At 64.6% G+C, this 20561-nt stretch carries 17 protein-coding genes; 11 read left to right on the forward strand and 6 right to left on the reverse strand.

The features are described 5' to 3' along the window. Positions 1-61 precede the first annotated feature (61 nt). The 3 genes from FXB40_RS27110 to FXB40_RS27120 all read left to right on the forward strand — a co-directional run bounded on the left by FXB40_RS27110 (position 62) and on the right by FXB40_RS27120 (position 1643). Positions 62-598 carry a SixA phosphatase family protein gene (locus tag FXB40_RS27110; RefSeq protein ID WP_187437173.1) on the forward strand — a complete coding sequence of 179 codons (537 nt, stop codon included), beginning with the start codon at positions 62-64 and terminating at the stop codon, positions 596-598. 56 nt (positions 599-654) lie between these two features. Continuing rightward, positions 655-1080 carry a universal stress protein gene (locus FXB40_RS27115; RefSeq protein WP_148775195.1) on the forward strand — a complete coding sequence of 142 codons (426 nt, stop codon included), beginning with the start codon at positions 655-657 and terminating at the stop codon, positions 1078-1080. 101 nt (positions 1081-1181) lie between these two features. Next, positions 1182-1643: a hypothetical protein gene (locus FXB40_RS27120; RefSeq protein WP_148775196.1), complete on the forward strand. Its 462-nt coding sequence runs from the start codon at positions 1182-1184 to the stop codon at positions 1641-1643. A gap of 891 nt (positions 1644-2534) precedes the next feature. Here the strand turns inward: FXB40_RS27120 and FXB40_RS27130 are convergent. Beyond that, the gene (locus tag FXB40_RS27130) at positions 2535-2771 is read right to left on the reverse strand and encodes a DUF1127 domain-containing protein (protein ID WP_148775197.1); all 237 of its coding nucleotides are present in this window, start codon (positions 2769-2771) and stop codon (positions 2535-2537) included. A gap of 186 nt (positions 2772-2957) precedes the next feature. Here FXB40_RS27130 and FXB40_RS27135 point away from each other — a divergent pair, with 186 nt between their 5' ends. Beyond that, the gene (locus tag FXB40_RS27135; RefSeq protein WP_187437174.1) at positions 2958-4301 is read left to right on the forward strand and encodes an aminotransferase-like domain-containing protein; all 1344 of its coding nucleotides are present in this window, start codon (positions 2958-2960) and stop codon (positions 4299-4301) included. A 5-nt stretch (positions 4302-4306) separates the two neighbouring features. On the opposite strand, the gene FXB40_RS27140 is transcribed toward FXB40_RS27135, so the two are convergent. After that, entirely contained in the window at positions 4307-4906 is a 600-nt protein-coding gene (locus FXB40_RS27140; RefSeq protein ID WP_148775199.1) for a YdcF family protein, read from the reverse strand. A 65-nt stretch (positions 4907-4971) separates the two neighbouring features. Continuing rightward, positions 4972-5559: a hypothetical protein gene (locus FXB40_RS27145; RefSeq protein WP_148775200.1), complete on the reverse strand. Its 588-nt coding sequence runs from the start codon at positions 5557-5559 to the stop codon at positions 4972-4974. Positions 5560-5619: 60 nt separating this feature from the next. Here FXB40_RS27145 and FXB40_RS27150 point away from each other — a divergent pair, with 60 nt between their 5' ends. Then, positions 5620-6054 carry a hypothetical protein gene (locus FXB40_RS27150; RefSeq protein WP_148775201.1) on the forward strand — a complete coding sequence of 145 codons (435 nt, stop codon included), beginning with the start codon at positions 5620-5622 and terminating at the stop codon, positions 6052-6054. Between the two features lie 6 nt (positions 6055-6060). On the opposite strand, the gene FXB40_RS27155 is transcribed toward FXB40_RS27150, so the two are convergent. The 3 genes from FXB40_RS27155 to FXB40_RS27165 all read right to left on the reverse strand — a co-directional run bounded on the left by FXB40_RS27155 (position 6061) and on the right by FXB40_RS27165 (position 10629). Then, entirely contained in the window at positions 6061-8460 is a 2400-nt protein-coding gene (locus FXB40_RS27155) for a bifunctional diguanylate cyclase/phosphodiesterase (protein WP_148775202.1), read from the reverse strand. Between the two features lie 105 nt (positions 8461-8565). Further along, entirely contained in the window at positions 8566-9981 is a 1416-nt protein-coding gene (locus tag FXB40_RS27160) for an MFS transporter (protein WP_148775203.1), read from the reverse strand. Positions 9982-10122: 141 nt separating this feature from the next. After that, complete coding sequence (locus tag FXB40_RS27165) at positions 10123-10629, reverse strand: YciE/YciF ferroxidase family protein (RefSeq protein ID WP_148775204.1); 507 nt, start codon at positions 10627-10629, stop codon at positions 10123-10125. Between the two features lie 426 nt (positions 10630-11055). Here FXB40_RS27165 and FXB40_RS27170 point away from each other — a divergent pair, with 426 nt between their 5' ends. From FXB40_RS27170 to FXB40_RS27195, 6 genes are all read left to right on the forward strand, one after another. Beyond that, on the forward strand, positions 11056-12138 hold the full coding sequence (locus FXB40_RS27170; RefSeq protein ID WP_148775205.1) for a lysylphosphatidylglycerol synthase transmembrane domain-containing protein: 1083 nt from the start codon (positions 11056-11058) through the stop codon (positions 12136-12138). Positions 12139-12248: 110 nt separating this feature from the next. Continuing rightward, a complete protein-coding gene (locus FXB40_RS27175) occupies positions 12249-14201 on the forward strand; it encodes an SGNH/GDSL hydrolase family protein (RefSeq protein ID WP_148775206.1) in 1953 nt (650 codons plus the stop codon). A 181-nt stretch (positions 14202-14382) separates the two neighbouring features. Beyond that, positions 14383-15930 (forward strand): DUF1800 domain-containing protein, encoded by a 1548-nt coding sequence (locus tag FXB40_RS27180; RefSeq protein ID WP_246207986.1) that lies wholly within the window; start codon positions 14383-14385, stop codon positions 15928-15930. A gap of 15 nt (positions 15931-15945) precedes the next feature. Then, positions 15946-17139: a DUF1501 domain-containing protein gene (locus tag FXB40_RS27185; protein WP_148775208.1), complete on the forward strand. Its 1194-nt coding sequence runs from the start codon at positions 15946-15948 to the stop codon at positions 17137-17139. 199 nt (positions 17140-17338) lie between these two features. Next, complete coding sequence (locus FXB40_RS27190) at positions 17339-18931, forward strand: alkaline phosphatase family protein (RefSeq protein WP_148775209.1); 1593 nt, start codon at positions 17339-17341, stop codon at positions 18929-18931. Positions 18932-19179: 248 nt separating this feature from the next. Further along, positions 19180-20520, forward strand: coding sequence for an MFS transporter (locus FXB40_RS27195; RefSeq protein WP_187437175.1), 1341 nt, complete (start codon positions 19180-19182; stop codon positions 20518-20520). The last annotated feature ends 41 nt before the right edge of the window (positions 20521-20561 follow it).

Raw genomic sequence — 20561 nt, forward strand, 5'->3', positions numbered from 1 at the left:
TCACCTTGTCCTCAACCGGCGCCTGTAGATTATTCTGGACGTGGAACGATTCGAGAATGCCATGCGCCGTTTGATGCTGCTGCGTCACGCCAAGACCGAGACCGACGCGCCGAACGGCCGTGACCAGGACCGCCGGCTCGACGACCGCGGCCAGAAGGATGCCGCCGAGATGGGCGACTGGATCGCCGCCCATCGCCCCGTCCCCGAGATGGTGCTGGTGTCGCACGCCGTCCGCGCCCGGCAGACCTGGGAGATCGCCTGGCAGGCGATGAAGGACCGCGTCGCAGCGCCGCAGGTCGAGATCCTGCCGGAACTCTACGGCGCCGATCCCGCGCAGATCCTCGAAACCATTCGCACTGCAACCGTCCCGGCCAATCCCAAGCAATTGCTGCTGGTCGGGCACAATCCGGGCATGCACGAGGCCGGCCTGATGCTGATGGGCGGCGGCGATCCGGCCGGCGCCAAGGCGCTTGCCAACAATCTACCCACGGCGGGGCTTGCGGTCCTCGACTTTGACGTCAAGGATTGGGGTGACGTGGCCTACCGCCGCGGCAAACTGGTGCTGTTCGTCAGCCCCAAATTGCTTCGACTGGGGTGAGACGCGCGGGCGCCGTCTCGACCGGTTGATGCAGCTTGGTCACTAGGGAGGCGCAGATGTACAAGTCCATTCTCGTGCCCATCGACCTCGCCGACACCGATCTGGCAAAGCCAGCGATCGCGACCGCGACAACGCTGTCGCAGAACTGGAGCGGATCGGTCCGGCTGCTCAACGTACTGCCGATGACGCCGGTGATGCTCGCCGAATACGTCCCGGCCGACTTCGACGAACAGCAGCGCCAGACCTCGGAAGAGGCGCTCGCCATCGTCGCGCGCGAATCCGGGATCGAGGCCTCCCACATTTCGAGCGTGGTGCGCCAGGGCGGCATCTATCACGAGATCCTGGAGGAAGCCGCGCACATGAAGGCCGATCTGATCGTCATGACCTCGCACAGGCCTGCGATGCGCACCTATTTCCTCGGCTCGAACGCCGGGCATGTAGTGCGCTATGCGAAGTGCTCGGTGCTGGTGGTGAGGCACTGAGCATGATCCGGAAAAGTGCGCAGCGGTTTTCCGAAAAGATCATGCTCGAACAACAACCAAAAGCGCGATGCTCATCGCGCTTTTGAGCTCGGAGCAATGTCGTGAAGCAATGGTGGCGGAGATGGACCTACGAGGTCCCGCTCGCAATCGGCGATGCGCTGTGGGAGGCGCTGGTCGTGCAGCTGGCCGCCCTGCTGGACAGGCTGACGGTGCGGAAGGTCATCGCCTTCATCCCCGTCGTCATCCTCATAGGCGCCTATTATCACAGCATCCCGATTCCGCCGGAGCTGATGCTGATCGGCGATTTCCTCGCCTATATCGACATCTTCTCGGTGCTGTTCCTGGTCGGCGTGCTCAGTCGTTTCACGACGATCCTGTTCGTCGTGAAACAGGCGGCGGCGCGCATCGCATCGCTCGCAGGCCACGTCGTCGCGCAGTTGCAGCGCCTCGATGCCCGGCATCGGCGTAAGCGTAGCGCTCCGACGAGGCCTCGCCGCAAGCCCGGCCAGCCCGAGGACGATCGAGCTTATGGCGACGTGTGGGGCCAGGTCGCCTTCGCCTGATCTATCGACACGCCCGTAGCCCGGATGGAGCGCAGCGCAATCCGGGGCCGCTGTGTTCGCTTGGATGGATTCCCGGATTGCGCTTCGCTCCATCCGGGCTACGAGACCTTGCGTTGCTCGACGGGCAAAACACGCCAGGTGTGGGGCAATCCGCGCCGTCAAAAATATTCCACTTTACCGAAATTCGGAAACGGCGTATGTGTCGTCCCACTCCGGCCCGAGGAAGAGGGGCGTATCGCGATCGTCACGAACGCGGACCGGGCGGCGGTGGACGCGGGTCACGTCGGCGCGAGGAGTTTTGCAGGGCGGGCAGCCGTGAGCAAAAACGTCGCGCATACGACCGGTGTGACTGCGTACGGCGAAATCGTGTGGTCCTGGCGCCCGGGGTCTGTGCGTCAAGGCTCGTGGTGATGCGTGTGGCTCAACCGGGCCCTCACATCAGTCATCTGCGAGACGACGGGGGCAATAGTGCATCGCTCCCCGGGGAGAGCGCGACATAAGCCGTAAACCCACTGCGCAGGGAAGGCCGGATGTCTCGGCTTCACCTGTATGCCGCTGTGCAGCTTCTCGTAGCGCAACCATCGCACAGTGGACCGCGGGTGCCAGCCGGCACCCGGTCTTCCCTGCGCCCTCTTTCAATTGAGGGCAAGGCGACCAAGCAAAGCTCGGGCGAGATAAGCCGCGAGAGGGCGAAGGTGTGTCTGTGATTGAGATGTGGACCGAAGGAGCGACGCTACCACCCACACACTCCGTCATTACGAGCGCAGCGAAGCAATCCAGACTACCGCCGTAGAAAGACTCTGGATTGCTTCGCTGCGCCCGCAATGACGCTGAGGAAACATTTGCGCATATCGGGAGCCCGGCCTTGCGGAACGTCCCGACAGAGAAAGCTCACAGATACCGTGTCAGCTCGGTCTTGAACTGCCCGTACACCGCATCCTCGATCTGGCTGCGGTTGATCCCGATGTCGCGCAGGGCGCGGTCGTCGAGCTCGTTCAGCGTCTTGACAGCGGAGCGGCGCTCCAGGCGGTCGAACAGCACATAGGCGGCGGTGACGAGCTTGCCAAAAAATCCGCTCGACGAGGATGGGCGTAAACTCCGCCCGGCAGTTTGCGAGATCGTGGTCATGTTTCTTCTCCGGCCGATTGTCCCGCGCGACGAAGCAGGTGCCGTTGGCGCAAACGCTGGAAGCCTCTGCACCTCATTTGCCGTCGGATTGCTCTCGCTTTCCTCGGCTCAATCGCGGGCCTTGATGGAACTTAAATGCTCCAGTACATTGCTCGGAGCAAGGAAAACATTGCTCTCGGTGCAATAATGTCCAAGTTCGAGTACGTGAAGCTTGCGGATGCCATTGCCGCAGATATCTCTAACGGCACGTTAAGGGCCGGCGACCGGCTGCCGCCGCAGCGCAATTTTGCCTATGACCGTGGCATTGCGGTTTCGACCGCGAGTCGGGTTTATACGGAGCTGTTGCGCCGCGGGCTCGTGGTCGGCGAGGTCGGGCGCGGCACCTTCATCTCCGGCGACATCAGACGCGAGGTCGAGACCCTCACCGAACCGCGCGATGCGCGCATCGATTTCGAGGTCAACTATCCGTTATTGCCGCAGCAATGGGCAATGATCGCCAAGAGCCTCGCCGGGCTCGAGCGCGTCGATGCGCTGGAAGCCGTACTCCGCTCGTCGACCAGCACCGGCACCAAGAGCGCACGCAATGCGGCCGCCGCCTATCTCGCGCGGAAGGATTTTGCGCCTCAGGCCGAGCAGATCCTCTTCACCGCCAACGGCAAGCAATCGCTCGCGGCCGCGCTCGCCGCGCTCGTCCCGACCGGCGGCCGCTGCGGCGTCGAGGCGCTCACCTACCCCTACGTCAAGAGCATCGCCGCGCGGCTCGGCATCACACTGGTGCCGATCCCGATGGACGAATATGGCGCACGGCCCGACGCGATCCAGAAGGCGCATCGAGAAGCGCATCTATCGGCGCTGTATCTCCAGCCGATCATCCAGAATCCGCTCGGTGTCACCATGAACGCGACGCGGCGCGCCGACATTATGCGTGTTGCCGAGAAGCTCGACCTCACCATCATCGAGGATGCCGTGTACGGCTTCCTCGCCGACGACACGCCGCTGGCGGCGCTCGGGCCGGACCGCTGCATCGTGCTCGACAGCCTCTCAAAGAAAGTCGCGCCGGGTCTTGCGCTCGGCATCCTCGTCGCGCCCCCTCATCTGCGCGAGAGCGTGATGAGCGCGGTCCGCACCGGCGGCTGGATCGCCTCAGGCCATGCGCTCGCGTCCGGTCAGCGATTGATGGCCGACGGCACCGTCGCCGAGCTGACTCGGCTCAAGCGCATCGACGCCGCGCGCCGCCAGCAGACCGCGGCACGACTGCTCGCCGGCTACCAGCTCTCGGCGGATCCGCGTTCCTATCATCTCTGGCTGACATTGCCGCCGCACTGGCGCTCGCAGACATTCGTTGCCGCAGCGGCCCGGCGCGGCATCGCGCTGACGCCGTCTTCGACATTCGCAGTCGCGCATGGCCATGCCCCGAACGCAGTACGACTGGCACTCGCCCCGCCCTCGTTCGAGCAACTTGATTCCGGCCTGCGCACGATCGTCTCGCTGCTCGGCACCAAGGAGGAAGATTTCGACTCGACGGAGTAACCCCCTCAGGGCTCCGGCCATTCAGCGATGAAGCCTTTCGCCTTGTACGGCGCGATCTTGTCCCATTCGTGCAGGACACGACGGCGAAATTCGGCGTCGGTATGCCAGAGCGTGCGTGGCGTCGCAAAACTGTCGACGGTGAGCAGCAGCTTCGTCACCTCGGGCCAGTGCCGGTGCAATGTCATCGGATAGCGCCGCGCAGTCCAGGTGTTGCCGAGGCAGATCACGCTCCGAATGTTGTGCAGTCCCAGCGCCGCATCGATGATCGGCAGCGAGAAGATCACGTTCTCGCCGGTGTTCATGGCGCGATGCTCCTCGAGGATCCGATCCGCCGGAATGCCTGCGTCGACCATCGCCGCCTTGATGATCATGCACTCGGATTGCTCCGAGCCGGGCGTTACGCCGCCGCTGACAATCGACCAGCGGAAAAAGCCCTCACGCCACAGCCGCGCGGCCGTCTCGGCGCGCAGCGCGACGTCCTCGCGGGTGCCGAACAGAAACAGCAAATCGGCCGGCTGGAGCGGCGTATCGATCAGATGGGTGCGATTGATCTCGGCGATCTCGTCCGCCGTCGGCAGGCGCGTGCTGCGATTCCCGGCTGTCATCGCGGCACGATGCGGGAGCGGCGCGCGGCTGCGAAGTCAATTTTGATTGCGGCCGATTGCAAGCGCTAGGGCAACAAGCCGGCCGGCAACTTGTCGAAACTGTAGCTGCGCGGCTGGTTGCGCCGGACGAAGCCGCCGACCTGCCAGGCAAACAGCGCGGCGAAGCCGAGGATGAACAGGACGCCGGCGAATTCGCCGATCATCAGCGCGCGGATCAACAACCCGGCCATCGCCACGGCCAGCACCGCGAGGAACGCCAGCACCGCCGCATAGGTCTTGCGACCGAGGCCGGCGGTCAGCTCGGCCTGGCTGCCGGCCCTCGCCATCCGCGCGTGCAGCTCGACGAGGAAATTGCGAAAGCCGCTGTCCTGCGGCGCCATCAACGCCGCGGTCTGCCAGCTCGTCGACAGGATCGCGATGCGACCGCCACTGGTTCGGCTGACATCGGCGCGAAAGCGGTGCTGCTGCATCGAGACCGGGCGGAACGACAGCCGGATTGCACTGATCTCATCATAGCGCCAGACGCCCGAGCGGCCGGCGATGCGCCAGGACAATCCCTCGTCGGTCAGCTCGAAGCGATGCGCCGATCCGATCAGCGAGGCCTTGTAGGCATAGCTCGTGACCGGGGCGCCTGGCCCGTCCGAAACCTGCATCTGTCAATCCCGTCCGCGATCCGCTTGCGCGATCGCCCTGCCCCATCCTACAAGCGGGGCATGGCTGAGACGACCTATTTTCCGCGCCGTCTGATTCTCGGGGCCGCCATGATCTCGGGCGTGCTGCTCGCGCTCGCGGTGCATATGCTTGGCGCGCGCTACGGGCTCGACCTCGGCGGCCTCTGGCGCTCGGACACGCATGAGTTCATGCCCACAGGTGCTGCGATCGCCTGGTGGCTGATTGCCACGGTTGGCTTTTCGGGCGGTTATTTCACGGCAGGCTTGATGCAGAGCGCCGTCGACGGCCAGATCCCGCACCGTATGCGGCAATTCCTGATCGCAGTCGGCGTGCTCTTGCTTGCAGGCGCAGGCCAGGCGGCTTCGGCGCCAAGCGCAGTCCCGACCATCTCCGGCGTGCTGGCAGCCCTTGCCGCTCTCTGCCTGGGCGCCGTGATGGCGTTTTGCGGCGCGCATTTCTCGCTGCGCCGCGGCTAACCTGATTTAAGCCGAAGCGCGCAGCCGCGGCCGCTCCAGCATCAAAGCCACATCGGATGCGGGCCTGGGCATGCTGAACAGATAGCCCTGTGCCTGGGTGCAGCCTTCACGCCTGAGCAGCTCGAGCTGCGCGTCGTTCTCGACACCCTCCGCCGTGGTGACGATGCCGAGGCTGCGGCCGAGGCCAGTCACGGCGCGGATGATCGCCACCGAATCCTCGCGCGTGGCGAGCTCGGACACGAACGAACGGTCGATCTTGATCTTGTCGAAGGGGAAGCTGCGCAAGTAGCTCAGCGAGGAATAGCCGGTGCCGAAATCGTCGAGCGAGATCCGCACGCCCATGGCGCGCAGATCGTGCAGCGTGGTCAGCGTCGCCTCGCTGTTCTGAAGCAGCACGGATTCCGTGATCTCGAGCTCGAGCCGGCGCGCCGCGAGCCCTGATTTCTCCAGCGCCTCGGTCACGGATGCGATCAGGTTCGGATTCTTGAACTGCACCGGCGACAAATTAACGGCGACGCCGATGTCATCGGGCCAGGTCGCAGCATCCGCGCAGGCACTCTGCAGCACGAGCTCACCGAGCTGAATAATGAGGCCGGTCTCCTCGGCGAGCGGAATGAAGTTGAGAGGCGAGATCAGGCCGCGCTGCGGATGGTTCCAGCGCAGCAGCGCCTCGAAGGCGACCACGCGATCGCTCGCGACGTCGCGGATAGGCTGGTAATACGGCTGGAATTCGTCGCGCTGGAGAGCCGCCCGCATATCCATTTCCAGCAAGCGCCGCGCCTGCGCGCGCGCGTCCATGCCGGTCTCGAAGAAGCGATAGGTGCCGCGGCCGTCGGCCTTGGCGCGGTACAGCGCGAGGTCGGCATTTTTCAGCAGCTCGTCGGGATTGCTGCCGTCCTGCGGCGACAGCGAGATGCCGATCGAGACGCCGATCACGATCTGATGGTCGTCGATCTCATAAGGCGCGGAGATCCCCTCGACGAGACGGCCGGCGAGCGCTCGTGCGGCAGCCTCCTCGGAGCGGCCGATCTGGACCACGGCGAACTCGTCGCCGCCGAGGCGGGCCACGGTGTCTTGCTCGCCGACGGTGGCCTTGAGCCTGCGGCCGACTTCCTTCAGCAGCGCATCGCCAATGGGATGGCCGAGCGAGTCGTTGATATCCTTGAAATGGTCGAGGTCGAGGCAGAGCACCGCGAGCTGGTCGTTCGCGCCCGCCCGGCGCAGCCCCTGTTCGAGCTGCTCGTGAAACAGCACGCGGTTCGGCAGATTGGTCAGCGCATCATGGCGCGCCATGTGCGAGATCTTGGCCTGCGCCTCCAGCCATTCGGTGATGTCCTCGAAGGTGGCGACCCAGCCGCCGCCCTGCATCGGCTGATTGACGACGCGGATCGAGCGATCAAACCGGGTCACGACCTGGCTGGTCGTGCGGCCCTCGCGCGCGTCGGCGACGAGGCGCGCGAAGAATTCGCCTGCATCGCCCTGCCACCGGCCCTTGGCCTGCTCTTCCCGCAGCACGTCGACGAGCAGTCGGCCTGTGAGCGGAATGTCGGTGCGGCCGAGCATCGCGGCGTAGCGCTCGTTGAAGAGCTGGATCTTGCCGTCCGCATCGAACATGCACAGCCCTTGCGACATGTTCTGGAGCGCGGTGTCGAGCACGACCTGCTGGCGGCCCAATGCTCCCTTGGCGCGGCGGTCGAGCAGCGCCGAGACCAGCGCGATCGCGATGATCGCGACCGCGGCACTGGCGGTGAGGAAGGACATCGAGGCCGGCGGGATCGACAGCCCGCTGATCGCGAGCGTCGGGTCGGGCGTCAGCAGCACCGCGCCCATCGCGGTGAAATGATGCGCGACGATGGCGAGCGTCAGCAGGCCGGTCGCAGCCAGCGCATGGGAGCGGTCGTCGCGTCGCGCCGCGACGAACAGCGCGAGCGCCGCAAAGACAATGCCGAACAGGACAGAGGCGATGACCGTGCCTTCGACCCAGCTCACGCGCGCGGGAATCTCCAGTGCCGCCATGCCGGTGTAATGCATCGCCGCGACGCCGCCGCCGACGATGGCACCGCCAAGGACAACCCACAGCGTCCGCAAGGACGATACCGCGATGCTCAATCCGACGAAAGTGATGGAGATCGCGAAGATCAACGACAGGATCGTCACCGGAATGTTGTAGGCACCACCGTTGCCCGGCCCGTAAGCCAGCATCGCGATGAAGTGCGTCGCCCAGATGCCGCAGCCGCTGACGACGGCATCCAGCGAGATCCAGACCAGCCGCCCCGGTCCTTGCGTCGCACGCGCCCGGTGAAACAGGCTGATTGCCGCCGCGCTGGCGAGCAGGCACACCGCCCCGCCGAGTGCGACCAGACGCCAATCATGCTGGTCCGTGAGACAAAACAGAACTTGATACATTGCCGGCCCCTATTCCATCCCGCACTAGAGCCGGCAGAGGTGGACAGTCGGTAACCGGCTATTCGCCCGTTTCGGGAATGGTGAACAGAGAATGTGTGCGGTTGCTCACATTGTTCGCCCGCCTGCCTTTGCCCCGAGGCCGATCACACCGGCGGCCAGCAGCAGCACGGCTGCCGATATGATGAGCGACTGGTGAAGGCCCGTCATGAACGCGCTGTCAGACGCCACTAGCGAGCCGAACAGAGCAACGCCGAGCACGCTGCCGGTTTGCCGCGTCGCGTTAAGCACACCCGCAGCGATGCCGGAGCGCGCCTTCTCGACGCTCCCGAGCAAGGTCGAGGTCAGCGGCGGGACCAGCAAGCCGAGCCCACCGCTGATCGCGATCATCTGCGCGAAGATTGCCCAATAGCTCGTTCCCGCCTCGATCCAGACCAGGCCAAGACAGCCAAGCGCCGAGATGCAGGCGCCGACGACGATGGTCGGGCACGGGCCGATACGCTCGGCGAGGCGCGGCGCCAGCAGATTGACCGGCAGCACCGCACCCATCATCGGTACGAAGGCAAGCCCGGTCCACCACGCCGAAAGGCCGTTGATCCGCTGGAAGTAGAGGCTGAGCACGAAGATCAGGCCGTAGATCGCGATGTTGACGAGGAGGCCGACGATCGTGGTCAGGGTAAACAGCCGGTGACTGAACAAAGACAGCGGAAGCATCGGCTGCTCCGTGCGGCTGTCGCGCCAGACGAACAGCGCAGCCAGGACCGCGGCTGCCGCGAAGGCCGAAAGCACGAGCGGATGTTGCCAGCCAAGCCCGCCGCCCTCGATGATCGCGCCCGCGAGCGCACCCAGCGCGCCGATCGCGGCGAGCTGGCCGGGCAGGTCGATCTCGCGCGAGGACGTCCGCGTGGTCTCGGTCGCATAGCGCCAGCTCAGCCACAGGCCTATGAGCCCGATCGGCAGATTGACAAGGAAGATCGCGCGCCAGCCGACCAGCGTGATCAGCGCACCGCCGACGAAGGGTCCGGCGGTCAGCGCCAGGCTTGCACCGGCGGCCCAGATCGCAACGGCGCGGCCGCGCTGCCGCTCGTCGGTGTAGGCATGGCTCAGGAGCGCCAGCGAATTCGGCACCAGGATCGCCGCCGCCAAGCCCTGCACCAGCCGCGCGCCGATCAGGACGACGGCGTTGGGCGACAGCGCACAGGCGAGCGAGGCCGCCGTGAAGATGGCAAATCCCGCCATGAAGACGCGCTTGGCGCCGATGCGGTCGCCGAGCGCGCCCGCCGTCAGGATGAAAGCGGCAAAAGCGATGGTGTAGGCGCTTACCACCCATTGCAACTCGGCGACGCCGCCGCCGAGCGTCTTCCCCATAGCGTCGAGCGCGGTGTTGACGACGGTGACATCGAGCTGCACCACGCCATAGCCGAGGCTCATCGCAGCGAGCGTGAGGGACGTCGCAAGGCGCGATGCGGGCGCGGCGCCACTCGCATCGTCGATGGCTTCAAATTTGGCGGTATTGGCTCGCATGTTGCCACCTCAATTGCAGCCCACGCGACATATAGGCTCCCCGCCTGCGACTATGCTTCGGCAAAGACCGAAGGATGAATGTCGTCGCTGGATAGCGAAACGCCGCGCGTCAACCGCGCGGCGTTTCAGTCTTGGCCTGCGCTAGCTCGCGGCGCGCAGGTTGATCTTGCTCTCGGCAAGCGAGGTCAGCTTTTTGTCGGTCGCCTTCTCTTCCTCGAGAGTCTTGGCAAGCACGGCTGCGCAATCGGTGCGGCCGAGCTGCTTGGCCCAGGCGATCAGGCTGCCATAGCGGACGATCTCGTAATGTTCCGCCGCCTGCGCTGCATTGATCAGCGCGGCATCGAGCACCGCCTTGTCGGCGACTTCGCCAGCGGTCTCGTCCGCTTCCTCGATGATGCCGTCGATCGCCGGGCAGTCGACCGCCTTCACCTCCGTACCGTGCATCCTGAACACTTCCTCCAGGCGCTTGACGTGCTGCTTGGTTTCTTCGAGGTGCGTCAAAAAGCCCTGCTTCAGCTGCGGATCGGTCGCCTTATCCGCCATTTTCGGCAGTGCCTTGGTGAGCTGCTGCTCGGCGTAATAGATGTCCTGTAGCTGATGCACGAACAGATCGTTCATCGTCTTGATGTCTTTTGTAAACAGTCCCATCGTTCCGATCCTCTTGGTTTTCGGGAACACGGCGGCGCCGGCTCGCACGAAAGCCGCATTTTTCGCCGTGTTCGATTGCTGATGGAGCGCTAACCTACGCGTGATACCGTCGTTCCAAAAAAAGCCTGCATCGTTTGCGCAGGAACAACGCTTGCGGGCGCAGGATTTGAAACCATCTGAATACACAGGCGCGCGATGCAAGCCGGTCCCTCGACTCATATGCTTAACGCGCGCGCCATGTGAACCACTTATGACAAAACAGCCGGTCCGGCGCAGAACCTGTCGTTGTCAAGGGCTGCACAAGCCGCTGTTTTTGCCTTAAATGAGCTACATCATGCCTAGCGATCGACGCCCATTTCGGGCAGTGATCGTAACCGACCGGCCAATGTCTGGCCCGGTCGGTCTTGCCCCCGGCCGGGAGGATGAATGCACGGACTGCTGCCCGCGCTGAAACGCGGCTTTAAGAGATGGATCGGCTGGCGACGGCTCGGTATTGCCGCGAGCGTGATGATCATCGCCTTCGCGGTCACCTCGCTGCTGCGGACCCTCAAGGGCATCGATACCGGCGTCATCCTGACCGCATTGACCGATATTCCCCGGGGACATATCGGCCTGGCCGCGATCTGCGTGTTCCTCGCGTTCTGTACGCTGACCTTCTACGACTTTTTTGCACTGCGAACGATCGGCAAGAAGCACGTGCCCTATCGCATCGCAGCGCTGTCGAGCTTCACGTCCTATTCGATCGGCCACAACATCGGCGCCACCGTGTTCACGGGCGGCGCGATCCGTTTCCGGATTTACTCGGACTACGGGCTGAATGCGATCGACGTCGCCAAGATCTGTTTCCTCTCCGGCCTGACCTTCTGGCTCGGTAACATCTTCGTGCTCTCGATCGGCATGACCATCCACCCGGATGCGGCCTCCTACATGGATCAGCTGCCGTCGTCGATCAACCGGCTGATCGCGCTCGGCGGCCTCGCCTCGATCGGCGCCTATCTGGTCTGGCTCTGCATGGGCGACAAACGTCGCGAGCTCGGCCAGAAGGGCTGGAAGGTCGTGCTGCCGTCGGCGCCGCTGACCCTGGTGCAGATCCTGATCGGGGTGGTTGATCTCGGTTTCTGCGCTCTTGCGATGTACCTGCTGATGCCGGCCAATCCGCCGATCGACTTCCTGTCGCTTGCGGTGGTGTTCATCCTGGCGACGCTGCTGGGCTTCGCCAGCCATGCGCCGGGCTCGATCGGCGTGTTCGACGCCGCCATGCTGGTGGCACTGCCCGAATTCGGCCGCGAGCAGCTGCTGGCGACCCTGCTCGTCTTCCGCATTCTCTATTTCGTGATCCCGTTCGGCCTCGCCATCTCCATCATGGGCACCCGCGAGCTCTGGATGAACGTCGTCCAGCCCTGGCAGGAGCGGCGGCGGCTGGCGGAAGCCTGCGCGCAGGCCAACCTGCCCAAGCAGGTGACGCCGATGGAGCGCGAGCGGCTGGTGCGCCAGGCCAGCAAACGATAAGGCCAGCAGCGGTCACGCCGGTAGCCCGTAGAGGCGGCAGACAAAGGTTGCAGGGCGGAGAGCTATGCTCTCTTATTTCCGCCTCAACTTTGCCGTTGAAGACGCGGGCCATGATCCCTGTTTCCCTTCGCCGTTGTCTCTCGGGCGCCCTGCTGCTGGCCGGGCTCCTTACCGTTTTGCCGCTTCAGCGCGCCGTCGCGCAGGATGCCGGCGCGATGCAGATCACTTGGGAGGTTCGCAACCGCTTCCGCCTGTTCCGCGAGGAACGCGACTTCCTGCTGCATGTCGAGAATGCGCGTAACCGCAGCATCCTCGCCGCCGAGCAGTCACTGGAGCTGCAGAGCGAGGGCCGCGGCTGGGCCCGCAACATGGTCAACCGCCTTTGCATCGACCTTCAGGGCCGGGTCAACCAGCCCTGCACCCGCGACAACGTCAAAGAGAACTATATCACCCCGATCGACCACCCCATCACCGTGCGCCTGACCGGCGCGGTGCCGGTCGGCGCCACCTGCGCGTGGTCGTTCGACGACGGCGACGGACCGCAGACCTCGACCTTCGACTGCGCCGAACCGGTCAATTTAAGGGTTCGCTACGGCAAGCAGACGGTCGCGAGTGTCGACGTCTCCTCCGGCTCCGATCCGAGCCAACGCATCCAGACCGAAATCCAGGTCCGCGATATCTTCATCGCCGGCCTTGGCGACAGCATCGCCTCCGGCGAAGGCAATCCGGACCGGCCGCTGGCGCTGTCGGACGAGGGCTTTTGCTTCCGCTCCTATCTCGGCACCGCCGGCGGACAGTATTACCGGCCGAGCCGCGCCGGCTTCAAGGGCGGTCGCGCCTGTGAGGCGCCGGATACGCTCGCCAACTGGCAGCGCTACAGCGCGCTCTGGCTCAACTCGCCCTGCCACCGCTCGCTCTACAGCTACCAGACGCGCACCGCGCTCGCGCTCGCGGTGCGCTACAGCCATATCGCCGTCACCTATCTGCCGCTCGCCTGCACCGGCGCCAGCATCAGCGACGGGCTGCTCGGCTCGCAGCGCGCCCGCGAATGCCCGCCCGGCAAGAGCGGCGTCTGCAACACCAGCGTGAATGCGCAGGTCGCGGAGCTGCGCGAGGCAGTCACCGCGGCCAAGAAACGCCAGCCGGATCGCAATCTCGATCTGGTCCTGCTCTCGATCGGCGCCAACGACGTCTACTTCTCCGGCCTCGTCGCCGATGTCATCGTCGACACCGCAACTGAACGTGCGCTGTTCCGCCGCTCCGGCGTGATGGCGAGCGTCGACGAGTCCCGCGATGCGCTCCAGCGCGAGCTGCCGAAGAATTTCGTCAAGCTGCGCGAGGAGCTGAAGCCGCTGCTCGGCGGCGACCTCTCGCGCGTGGTCTACGTCTCCTACGCCAATCCGGCGCTCGCCGACGGCGGCGTACCCTGCCGCGGTGGCCGCGGCGGCTTCGACATTCATCCCGCCTTCAATGCCGATCCGCAACGCCTGGCCCGCGTCTCGACCTTCGTCGACACCGAGTTCCTGCCGCAGCTGAAGGGCCTCGCCACCTGCACGCAGGGCGCGCTGTGCCGCGATCCCGAGGCTGACCGCATGACCTTCGTCGACACGCATCAGGCTGCATTCGCCGATCACGGTTTTTGCGCCCATTCCGGCAATGATCCTGAATTCGATCGCACCTGCTTTGCCGAGAACGGCCAGAGCTTCAATCCGGATATCGTCAGCGCGGCGAGCCAGCCGATGCTGTGCGGCCGCAGCGCCTCGGAATATCGTGCCTACCTGCCGCGCGCGCGCTGGATCCGCGATGCCAATGACAGCTATTTTGCGGCGATGACCTATCCGCAAGGATTGCCGGCGGCTAGCCAGCCGAACGACATCCACGACGCGACCTGGGGCGTGCTCTCGGCCGTCTATGGCGGCGCCGTGCATCCGAGCGCCGAAGGCCACGCGGCGATGGCGGATGCCACGCTGCCGGCCGCGAGCGCGGTGCTCGGCCTGGATGCCGTGCCGCCAGGCGTCACGCGCGGACTGCTGGCGCCGCTCCTGCCGGGCGCAAAGCAATAGAGCGGATTGCAGACGGCGCGGGAACCGGAATGGCGCATCGTTGCCGCTCGCCGGAAATTGATCGCGCTGCCGTCAATTGAGTCCATTCCATTCAGGGCAGGTTCAGCAGGCCGGCGCATGATGACGGACGCGTCATGGGATGTGGGAATCCTCATGCAGTCCGAACCCGTCGGGACCGATCGTGGATAGCAGAAGCGGATATCGTCGCCTGCACTGGTCGAGCGTTGCGGCGTTCGTCGCGCTCGCTGCGGGCCTACACCCGAACACCACCCGCGCCGACAATCTCAATCCGCATGATCTCGCTCTGCTCGATCGGCTGACCTTTGGCGTGAGTACCGCGAGTGCCGCGCACATGCACGGCCTTGGTGCCGAACGCTGGCTGCAGGAGCAGTTGCATCCGGCCGGCAATCCGGTTTTGCCCGACGCGGCAAAGGCGCAGATCGACGTGATGCCCGACGTCCACAGCTTCCCGTTCGACATTGCGGTCGCCTTCGAACAGCAATCCAAGAGCGCCAATCAGGTCACCGATCCCGAACAGAAGAAAGCCGCGCAGCAGGTCTTTCAGCAGGCGATGAACGATCGCGCCAAGCAGGCCGCGGCCCGTACCATCCTGCGCGCGCTCTATGCGCCCGACCAGCTGCGCGAGCGCATGGTCTGGTTCTGGTTCAATCATTTCAACGTTCACCAGTACAAATCGAATCTGCGCGTGCTGGTCGGCGACTACGTCGATCACGCCATTCGTCCCAACTCGCTCGGCAGGTTTCGCGACCTGCTCGCGGCGACCGTTCGTCATCCCGCGATGCTGCGCTATCTCGACAACGCCGACAATGCGGCCGGCCATCTGAACGAGAACTACGCCCGCGAGATCATGGAGTTGCACACCATGGGCGTCGGCTCCGGCTACACGCAGGCCGACGTCGAGTCGCTGGCGAAGATCCTCACCGGGGTCGGCATCGACACCAAACCGGAAGACCCGAAGCTCAAGCCGGAATTGCAGTCCCAGCTCGTGCGCGAGGGCGCCTTCGAGTTCAATCCGTCCCGTCACGACTACAGCGACAAGACCTTTCTCGGCCACACTATCAAGGGCCGCGGGCTCGCCGAGGTCGACGAGGCCATCGACATTCTGGTCCACCATCCGGCGACCGCGAGCCATCTGTCGCGCAAGATCGCGACCTATTTCGTTTCGGACAATCCGCCGGACGCGCTGGTCGCGCGGATGGCGCAGACTTTCAAATCCACCGACGGCGACATCGCCTCGGTCATGGCCACGATGATCCATTCACCGGAATTCGAAGCGGCGCTAAAACCCGGCACGCGCTTCAAGGATCCCGTGCAATACGTGCTGTCGGCGGTCCGCCTCGCCTATGACGACCGGGTGATCCTGAACACGGCGCCGATCCAGGGCTGGATCAACCGCCTCGGCGAGGGCCTGTTCAACCACGACACGCCGGACGGCTATGCGCTGACCTCGGCGTCGTGGAACGGCCCCGGACAGATGATGGTTCGCTTCGAGATCGCGCGCCAGATCGGATCGGGCTCGTCCGGCCTGTTCAAACCCGACGGGCCGAACCCGGTCGAGCAGCCTGCGTTCCCGCTGCTCCAGAACGCGCTCTACTTCAATGGCCTTCGCAAGACGCTCGGCCCGGCGACGCTGGCATCGCTCGACCGGGCTATTTCACCGCAGGACTGGAACACGCTGTTCCTGTCGTCACCGGAATTCATGCACTGAGCTACGGAGATCGCCATGAACCGTCGCGAGCTGATCAAGACTTTTGCGGCACTCGCTCCGCTCACGGTGGCAGGCCGCGTCTGGGCCGCGCCGGCAACCGATGCCCGCATGCTGGTGGTGTTCTTGCGCGGCGCCTATGACGCGGCGAATGTCGTCGTGCCGGTCTCGAGCGAATTCTATCGTGCATCACGACCGACGCTCGCCATCGCCAAGCCCGACATCGGCAATCCCAACGCCGCACTGGCGCTCGACGCCGATTGGGGACTGCATCCCGCTTTGCGCGACAGCATCTATCCGCTCTGGGCCAAACGCGAGATCGCCTTCATTCCGTTCGCCGGCACCAGCGACGACCTGACCCGCAGCCATTTCGAGACCCAGGACACGATCGAGCTCGGCCAGTCGGCTTCCGGCTCGCGCGACTATCGTTCGGGCTTCATGAGCCGGCTCGCCACCGAGCTGACGCGCGTCAAGCCGATCGCGTTCACCGACCAGCTGCCGCTGATCTTCCGCGGCAAATCGCAGGTGCCGAACACCAGCATTAACAACGTCGCCAAACCCGGCGTCGACGACCGTCAGGCTGATCTGATCAAGCAGATGTACGCCCAATCCAACCTGGCATCCTCGGTGTCGGAAGGTTTTCGCGTGCGCGATGACGTCTACCGCTCGGTCTCCGAGGAGATGAATGCCGCCAACCGCGGCGCGGTCTCGCCGCGCGGCTTCGAATTGTCGGCGCGGCGCATCGGCCGGTTGATGCGCGAGCAGTTCAACCTCGGCTTCGTCGACGTCGGCGGCTGGGACACCCATGTCAACCAGGGTGCCGCCAACGGCTATCTCGCCGACCGGCTCGGCGAGCTCGGGCGCGCGCTCGTCGGCTTCTCCGAGGAAGTCGGGCCGGCCGCGTGGCGCGATACGGTGGTGGTCGTGATCTCGGAATTCGGCCGCACCTTCCGCGAGAACGGCGACCGCGGCACCGATCACGGTCACGGCAGCGTCTATTGGGTGCTCGGCGGCGGCATCAATGGCGGCCGCATTCTCGGCGAGCAGGTCAAGGTCGAGCAGCCGCATCTGTTCCAGAACCGCGACTATCCCGTGCTGACCGATTATCGCGCGCTGTTTGCCGATCTGTTCGGCCACGTCTTCGGCCTCAACAACGACAGCATCCAGCGCATCTTTACGGGCGTGCACCCGACGAACTTGGCATTAGTTTGAGTTGACGATCGCGCGCACAGAAAAATTTTCGCGCGCCGCATAATCGCGACGTCATCCAATGGTCATCGCCGCTACCTAGTTTTCCCAGCGCTACAATTCGACGCAGGTGTTGACGCACGTGGCGGGGGCGCAGGCTCTCCGCTGCGCGGTGTCGTGCGCCTGCACGTCAATCACAACAGACATCACTGGGAGCTCAACAATGACGATCGAAAAGCGGCCGCGCGCGGCTGTCGCCATCGCTTTTGCCTCGACCCTGACTCTTTCGCTACTGGTTCCATCATTCGCGCGCGCGGACGACAAGGACAAGGACGACGTCAAGCATGTCCTGCTGATCAGTGTCGACGGCATGCATGAGGTCGACTTGCAGCGCTACGTCAGTTCCCATCCCTCATCGAGCTTCGCCAGACTTCTCGCGCATGGCGTGCGCTTCACCGACGCGCACACTTCGCGGCCCTCTGACTCCTTTCCTGGCCTCCTGGCGTTCATGACCGGCGGTTCGCCGAAAACCCATGGCGTATTCTATGATGATAGCTACGACCGCACGCTGTTCGCGCCCGGCAGCAACTGCCAGGGCACTCCCGGAACCGAGACGCTATTTGCCGAGAACCTCGACTACGACCTGACCAAGCTCGATGGTGGTGGCCCGGCCGGTTCCAACCACATCAACCCTGCGAACCTGCCGATGCGTCTGAAGAACGGCAAATGCGAGCTGGTCTATCCGCATCAATTCCTGAAGCTCAACACCATCATGGAAGTCATCCATGAGGCCGGCAAGCGCACAGCTTGGTCCGACAAGCACCCCGCCTACGAGATCATCAGCGGTCCGTCCGGGAAAGGCCTCGACGAACTCTATGCGCCCGAGATCAACTCGACTTCGGTCCCTGGACAACCCGGAGCAGATTGGACCACAGACCCGAGCTTCACACGCACCTATGACCAACTCAAGGTCACGGCCGTGCTCAACTGGATCAAGGGCTTTGATCACACCGGCAAGACCAAGGTCGGCGTTCCCGCGATCTTCGGCATGAACTTCCAGGCCGTCAGCGTCGGCCAGAAGGTGACCGCCGACGGATATCTGGACGCCGCGGCGACGCCGAGCCCGCAACTCCAAGCCTCGCTCGACTTCGTCGACGCCTCGCTCGGCCAGATGCTGGATGCGCTGGCGGACCAGCACCTCGCCCGTGACACGTTGGTCATCGTCGGCGCCAAGCATGGCCAGTCGCCGATCGACATCAACAAGCTTCACATGCTGACCGGCAGCACCAACCCGAAACTGGGCGGCGGCGTGCGCGCCGACGTGACCGATCCGGCCGACCTGCTGACCAATGGCGGCGTCGCGCTGGCACAGGAGACCGCCGACGACGTTGCCCTGATCTGGCTCAAGAACCAGAGCGACGCCGACAAGGCCGTTGCGATCCTCGAGGCCGACCGCAAGGGCAGCAACAGGGCTCACATCGAGAAGATCTACGCCGGCGAGGAGCTGGTCGATCGGTTCGGCGATCCAGCGGCCGGCCGCACGCCCGACATCGTCATCCAGCCGATCGCCGGCACGATCTATAGCAAGAGCAAGGCCAAGATCGCCGAACATGGCGGCTTCGCCGAGGACGATACGCACGTCCTGCTCGTCGTCTCCAATCCGAAACTCGCCCCCACGATGATCCGCGAGCGGGTCGCGAACCGGCAGGTCGCGCCAACCATCCTGAAGGCGCTCGGCCTAGAGCCGGACGAGCTCGAGGCGGTGCGCGGCGAGGATCGTACCCGCCTGTTGCCGGGCGTACGGTTGAAGGACTGATCCTTCGCAACAGCGCTAGAGGACGACAGTCCTCTCACCACACTCACATCGCCGCCCGCCTCGTGCGCAATTGCGTACCGGAGCGGGCGGTGCTTTTTCTGGTGGCATTCACAGCCTGCCGCCGGCTTCTGCCGTTCCATCAATTCAAAAACGGTATCAATCGATACCCCCTTCAACTTGGACACTTTCCTGCGTGCGCCTCTAGGAGTCGTCGTGAGGAAACATTTCGAGTTCTAAGGAGGCGCCTGATGAGCGCAGTCGTGTCCGCAACGGACGTGAGGAGATCTCGCGTCAGGCTGTTCATCGTGACCATGCTGTTCCTGGTCACGACGGTGAACTACGCCGACCGCGCCACGCTCTCGATCGCGGGTCCCGCGCTCTCCAAGGAGCTTCATCTCGATCCCGTCGCCATGGGCTGGATCTTCTCGGCCTTCGGCTGGTCCTATGTCGCCGCGCAGGTGCCGGGCGGCTGGCTGCTCGACCGCTACGGCTCGCGCCTCGTCTATGCCTTCAGCATCATCATCTGGTCGCTGTTCACGATGCTGCAGGGCTGGGTCGGCTTTTTCAGCGCCGGCACTGCCATCATCGTGCTGTTCGCGCTTCGCCTCCTGGTCGGCGTCGCGGAAGCGCCGTCCTTCCCCGCCAACGCCCGCATCGTCGCGGCCTGGTTTCCAGGCAATGAGCGCGGCACCGCGTCGGCCTTCTTCAATTCCGGACAGTATTTCGCCACCGTGATCTTCGCGCCGCTGATGGGCTGGATCGCCCATGATTACGGCTGGCGCTACGTGTTCTTCGTGATGGGCGGGCTCGGCGTCATCATGGGCCTCGCCTGGATCAAGACCGTCTACGGACCGAAGGAGCACCCTTCGATCAACGAGGCCGAGTTCGACTACATCAAGGAAGGCGGCGCGCTGGTCGATCTCGACGCGCCCAGAGACGAGCGTGCGCCGGACTCCGGCCCGAGATGGGACCATATCCGCCAATTGCTCTCCAACCGCATGATGCTCGGCGTCTATCTCGGCCAGTACTGCATCAACACGCTGACCTATTTCTTCTTGACCTGGTTCCCGGTGTACCTCGTCAAGGAGCGCGGCCTCTCGATCCTGCAAGCCGGCTTCGTCGCGACGCTGCCCGCGCTGTGCGGCTTCATCGGCGGCGTGCTCGGCGGCGTGATCTCCGACGCCATCCTGCGCAAGACCGGCTCGCTGACCATGGCGCGCAAGATCCCGATCGTTGGCGGCATGCTGCTGTCGATGTCGATCATCGCCTGCAATTATGTCGACGGCCAGGCGCTGGTGGTCGGCTTCATGGCGCTCGCCTTCTTCGGCAAGGGCATCGGCGCGCTCGGCTGGGCGGTCGTCTCCGACACCTCTCCCAAGGAGGCCGGCGGCGTCTCCGGCGGCCTGTTCAACTCCTTCGGCAACCTCTCCTCGATCACCACGCCCATCGTGATCGGCTACATCGTGGCCGCGACCGGCTCCTTCAACGGTGCCCTGGTGTTTGTCGGCATCAACGCGCTGGTGGCCGCGGTCGCCTACCTCGTCGTGGTCGGCAAGATCGAGCGGGTGGTGCTCAAACGTTCCTCCTGAGCGCTCCGAGTGATCGGAGCGGGACAGGCAACTCAACGGCG

This window comes from Bradyrhizobium rifense (assembly GCF_008123425.1).
GTDB classification, from domain to species: domain Bacteria; phylum Pseudomonadota; class Alphaproteobacteria; order Rhizobiales; family Xanthobacteraceae; genus Bradyrhizobium; species Bradyrhizobium rifense.

What these genes read in the sequence shown, in the direction of transcription:
- FXB40_RS27110 (WP_187437173.1), top strand. Translation starts at nt 62, where the DNA reads ATGCGCCGTTTGATGCTGCTGCGTCACGCCAAGACCGAGACCGACGCG.
- FXB40_RS27115 (WP_148775195.1), top strand. Translation starts at nt 655, where the DNA reads ATGTACAAGTCCATTCTCGTGCCCATCGACCTCGCCGACACCGATCTG.
- FXB40_RS27130 (WP_148775197.1), bottom strand. Translation starts at nt 2,771, where the DNA reads ATGACCACGATCTCGCAAACTGCCGGGCGGAGTTTACGCCCATCCTCG.
- FXB40_RS27135 (WP_187437174.1), top strand. Translation starts at nt 2,958, where the DNA reads ATGTCCAAGTTCGAGTACGTGAAGCTTGCGGATGCCATTGCCGCAGAT.
- FXB40_RS27140 (WP_148775199.1), bottom strand. Translation starts at nt 4,906, where the DNA reads ATGACAGCCGGGAATCGCAGCACGCGCCTGCCGACGGCGGACGAGATC.
- FXB40_RS27145 (WP_148775200.1), bottom strand. Translation starts at nt 5,559, where the DNA reads ATGCAGGTTTCGGACGGGCCAGGCGCCCCGGTCACGAGCTATGCCTAC.
- FXB40_RS27150 (WP_148775201.1), top strand. Translation starts at nt 5,620, where the DNA reads ATGGCTGAGACGACCTATTTTCCGCGCCGTCTGATTCTCGGGGCCGCC.
- FXB40_RS27155 (WP_148775202.1), bottom strand. Translation starts at nt 8,460, where the DNA reads ATGTATCAAGTTCTGTTTTGTCTCACGGACCAGCATGATTGGCGTCTG.
- FXB40_RS27160 (WP_148775203.1), bottom strand. Translation starts at nt 9,981, where the DNA reads ATGCGAGCCAATACCGCCAAATTTGAAGCCATCGACGATGCGAGTGGC.
- FXB40_RS27165 (WP_148775204.1), bottom strand. Translation starts at nt 10,629, where the DNA reads ATGGGACTGTTTACAAAAGACATCAAGACGATGAACGATCTGTTCGTG.
- FXB40_RS27170 (WP_148775205.1), top strand. Translation starts at nt 11,056, where the DNA reads ATGCACGGACTGCTGCCCGCGCTGAAACGCGGCTTTAAGAGATGGATC.
- FXB40_RS27175 (WP_148775206.1), top strand. Translation starts at nt 12,249, where the DNA reads ATGATCCCTGTTTCCCTTCGCCGTTGTCTCTCGGGCGCCCTGCTGCTG.
- FXB40_RS27185 (WP_148775208.1), top strand. Translation starts at nt 15,946, where the DNA reads ATGAACCGTCGCGAGCTGATCAAGACTTTTGCGGCACTCGCTCCGCTC.
- FXB40_RS27190 (WP_148775209.1), top strand. Translation starts at nt 17,339, where the DNA reads ATGACGATCGAAAAGCGGCCGCGCGCGGCTGTCGCCATCGCTTTTGCC.
- FXB40_RS27195 (WP_187437175.1), top strand. Translation starts at nt 19,180, where the DNA reads ATGAGCGCAGTCGTGTCCGCAACGGACGTGAGGAGATCTCGCGTCAGG.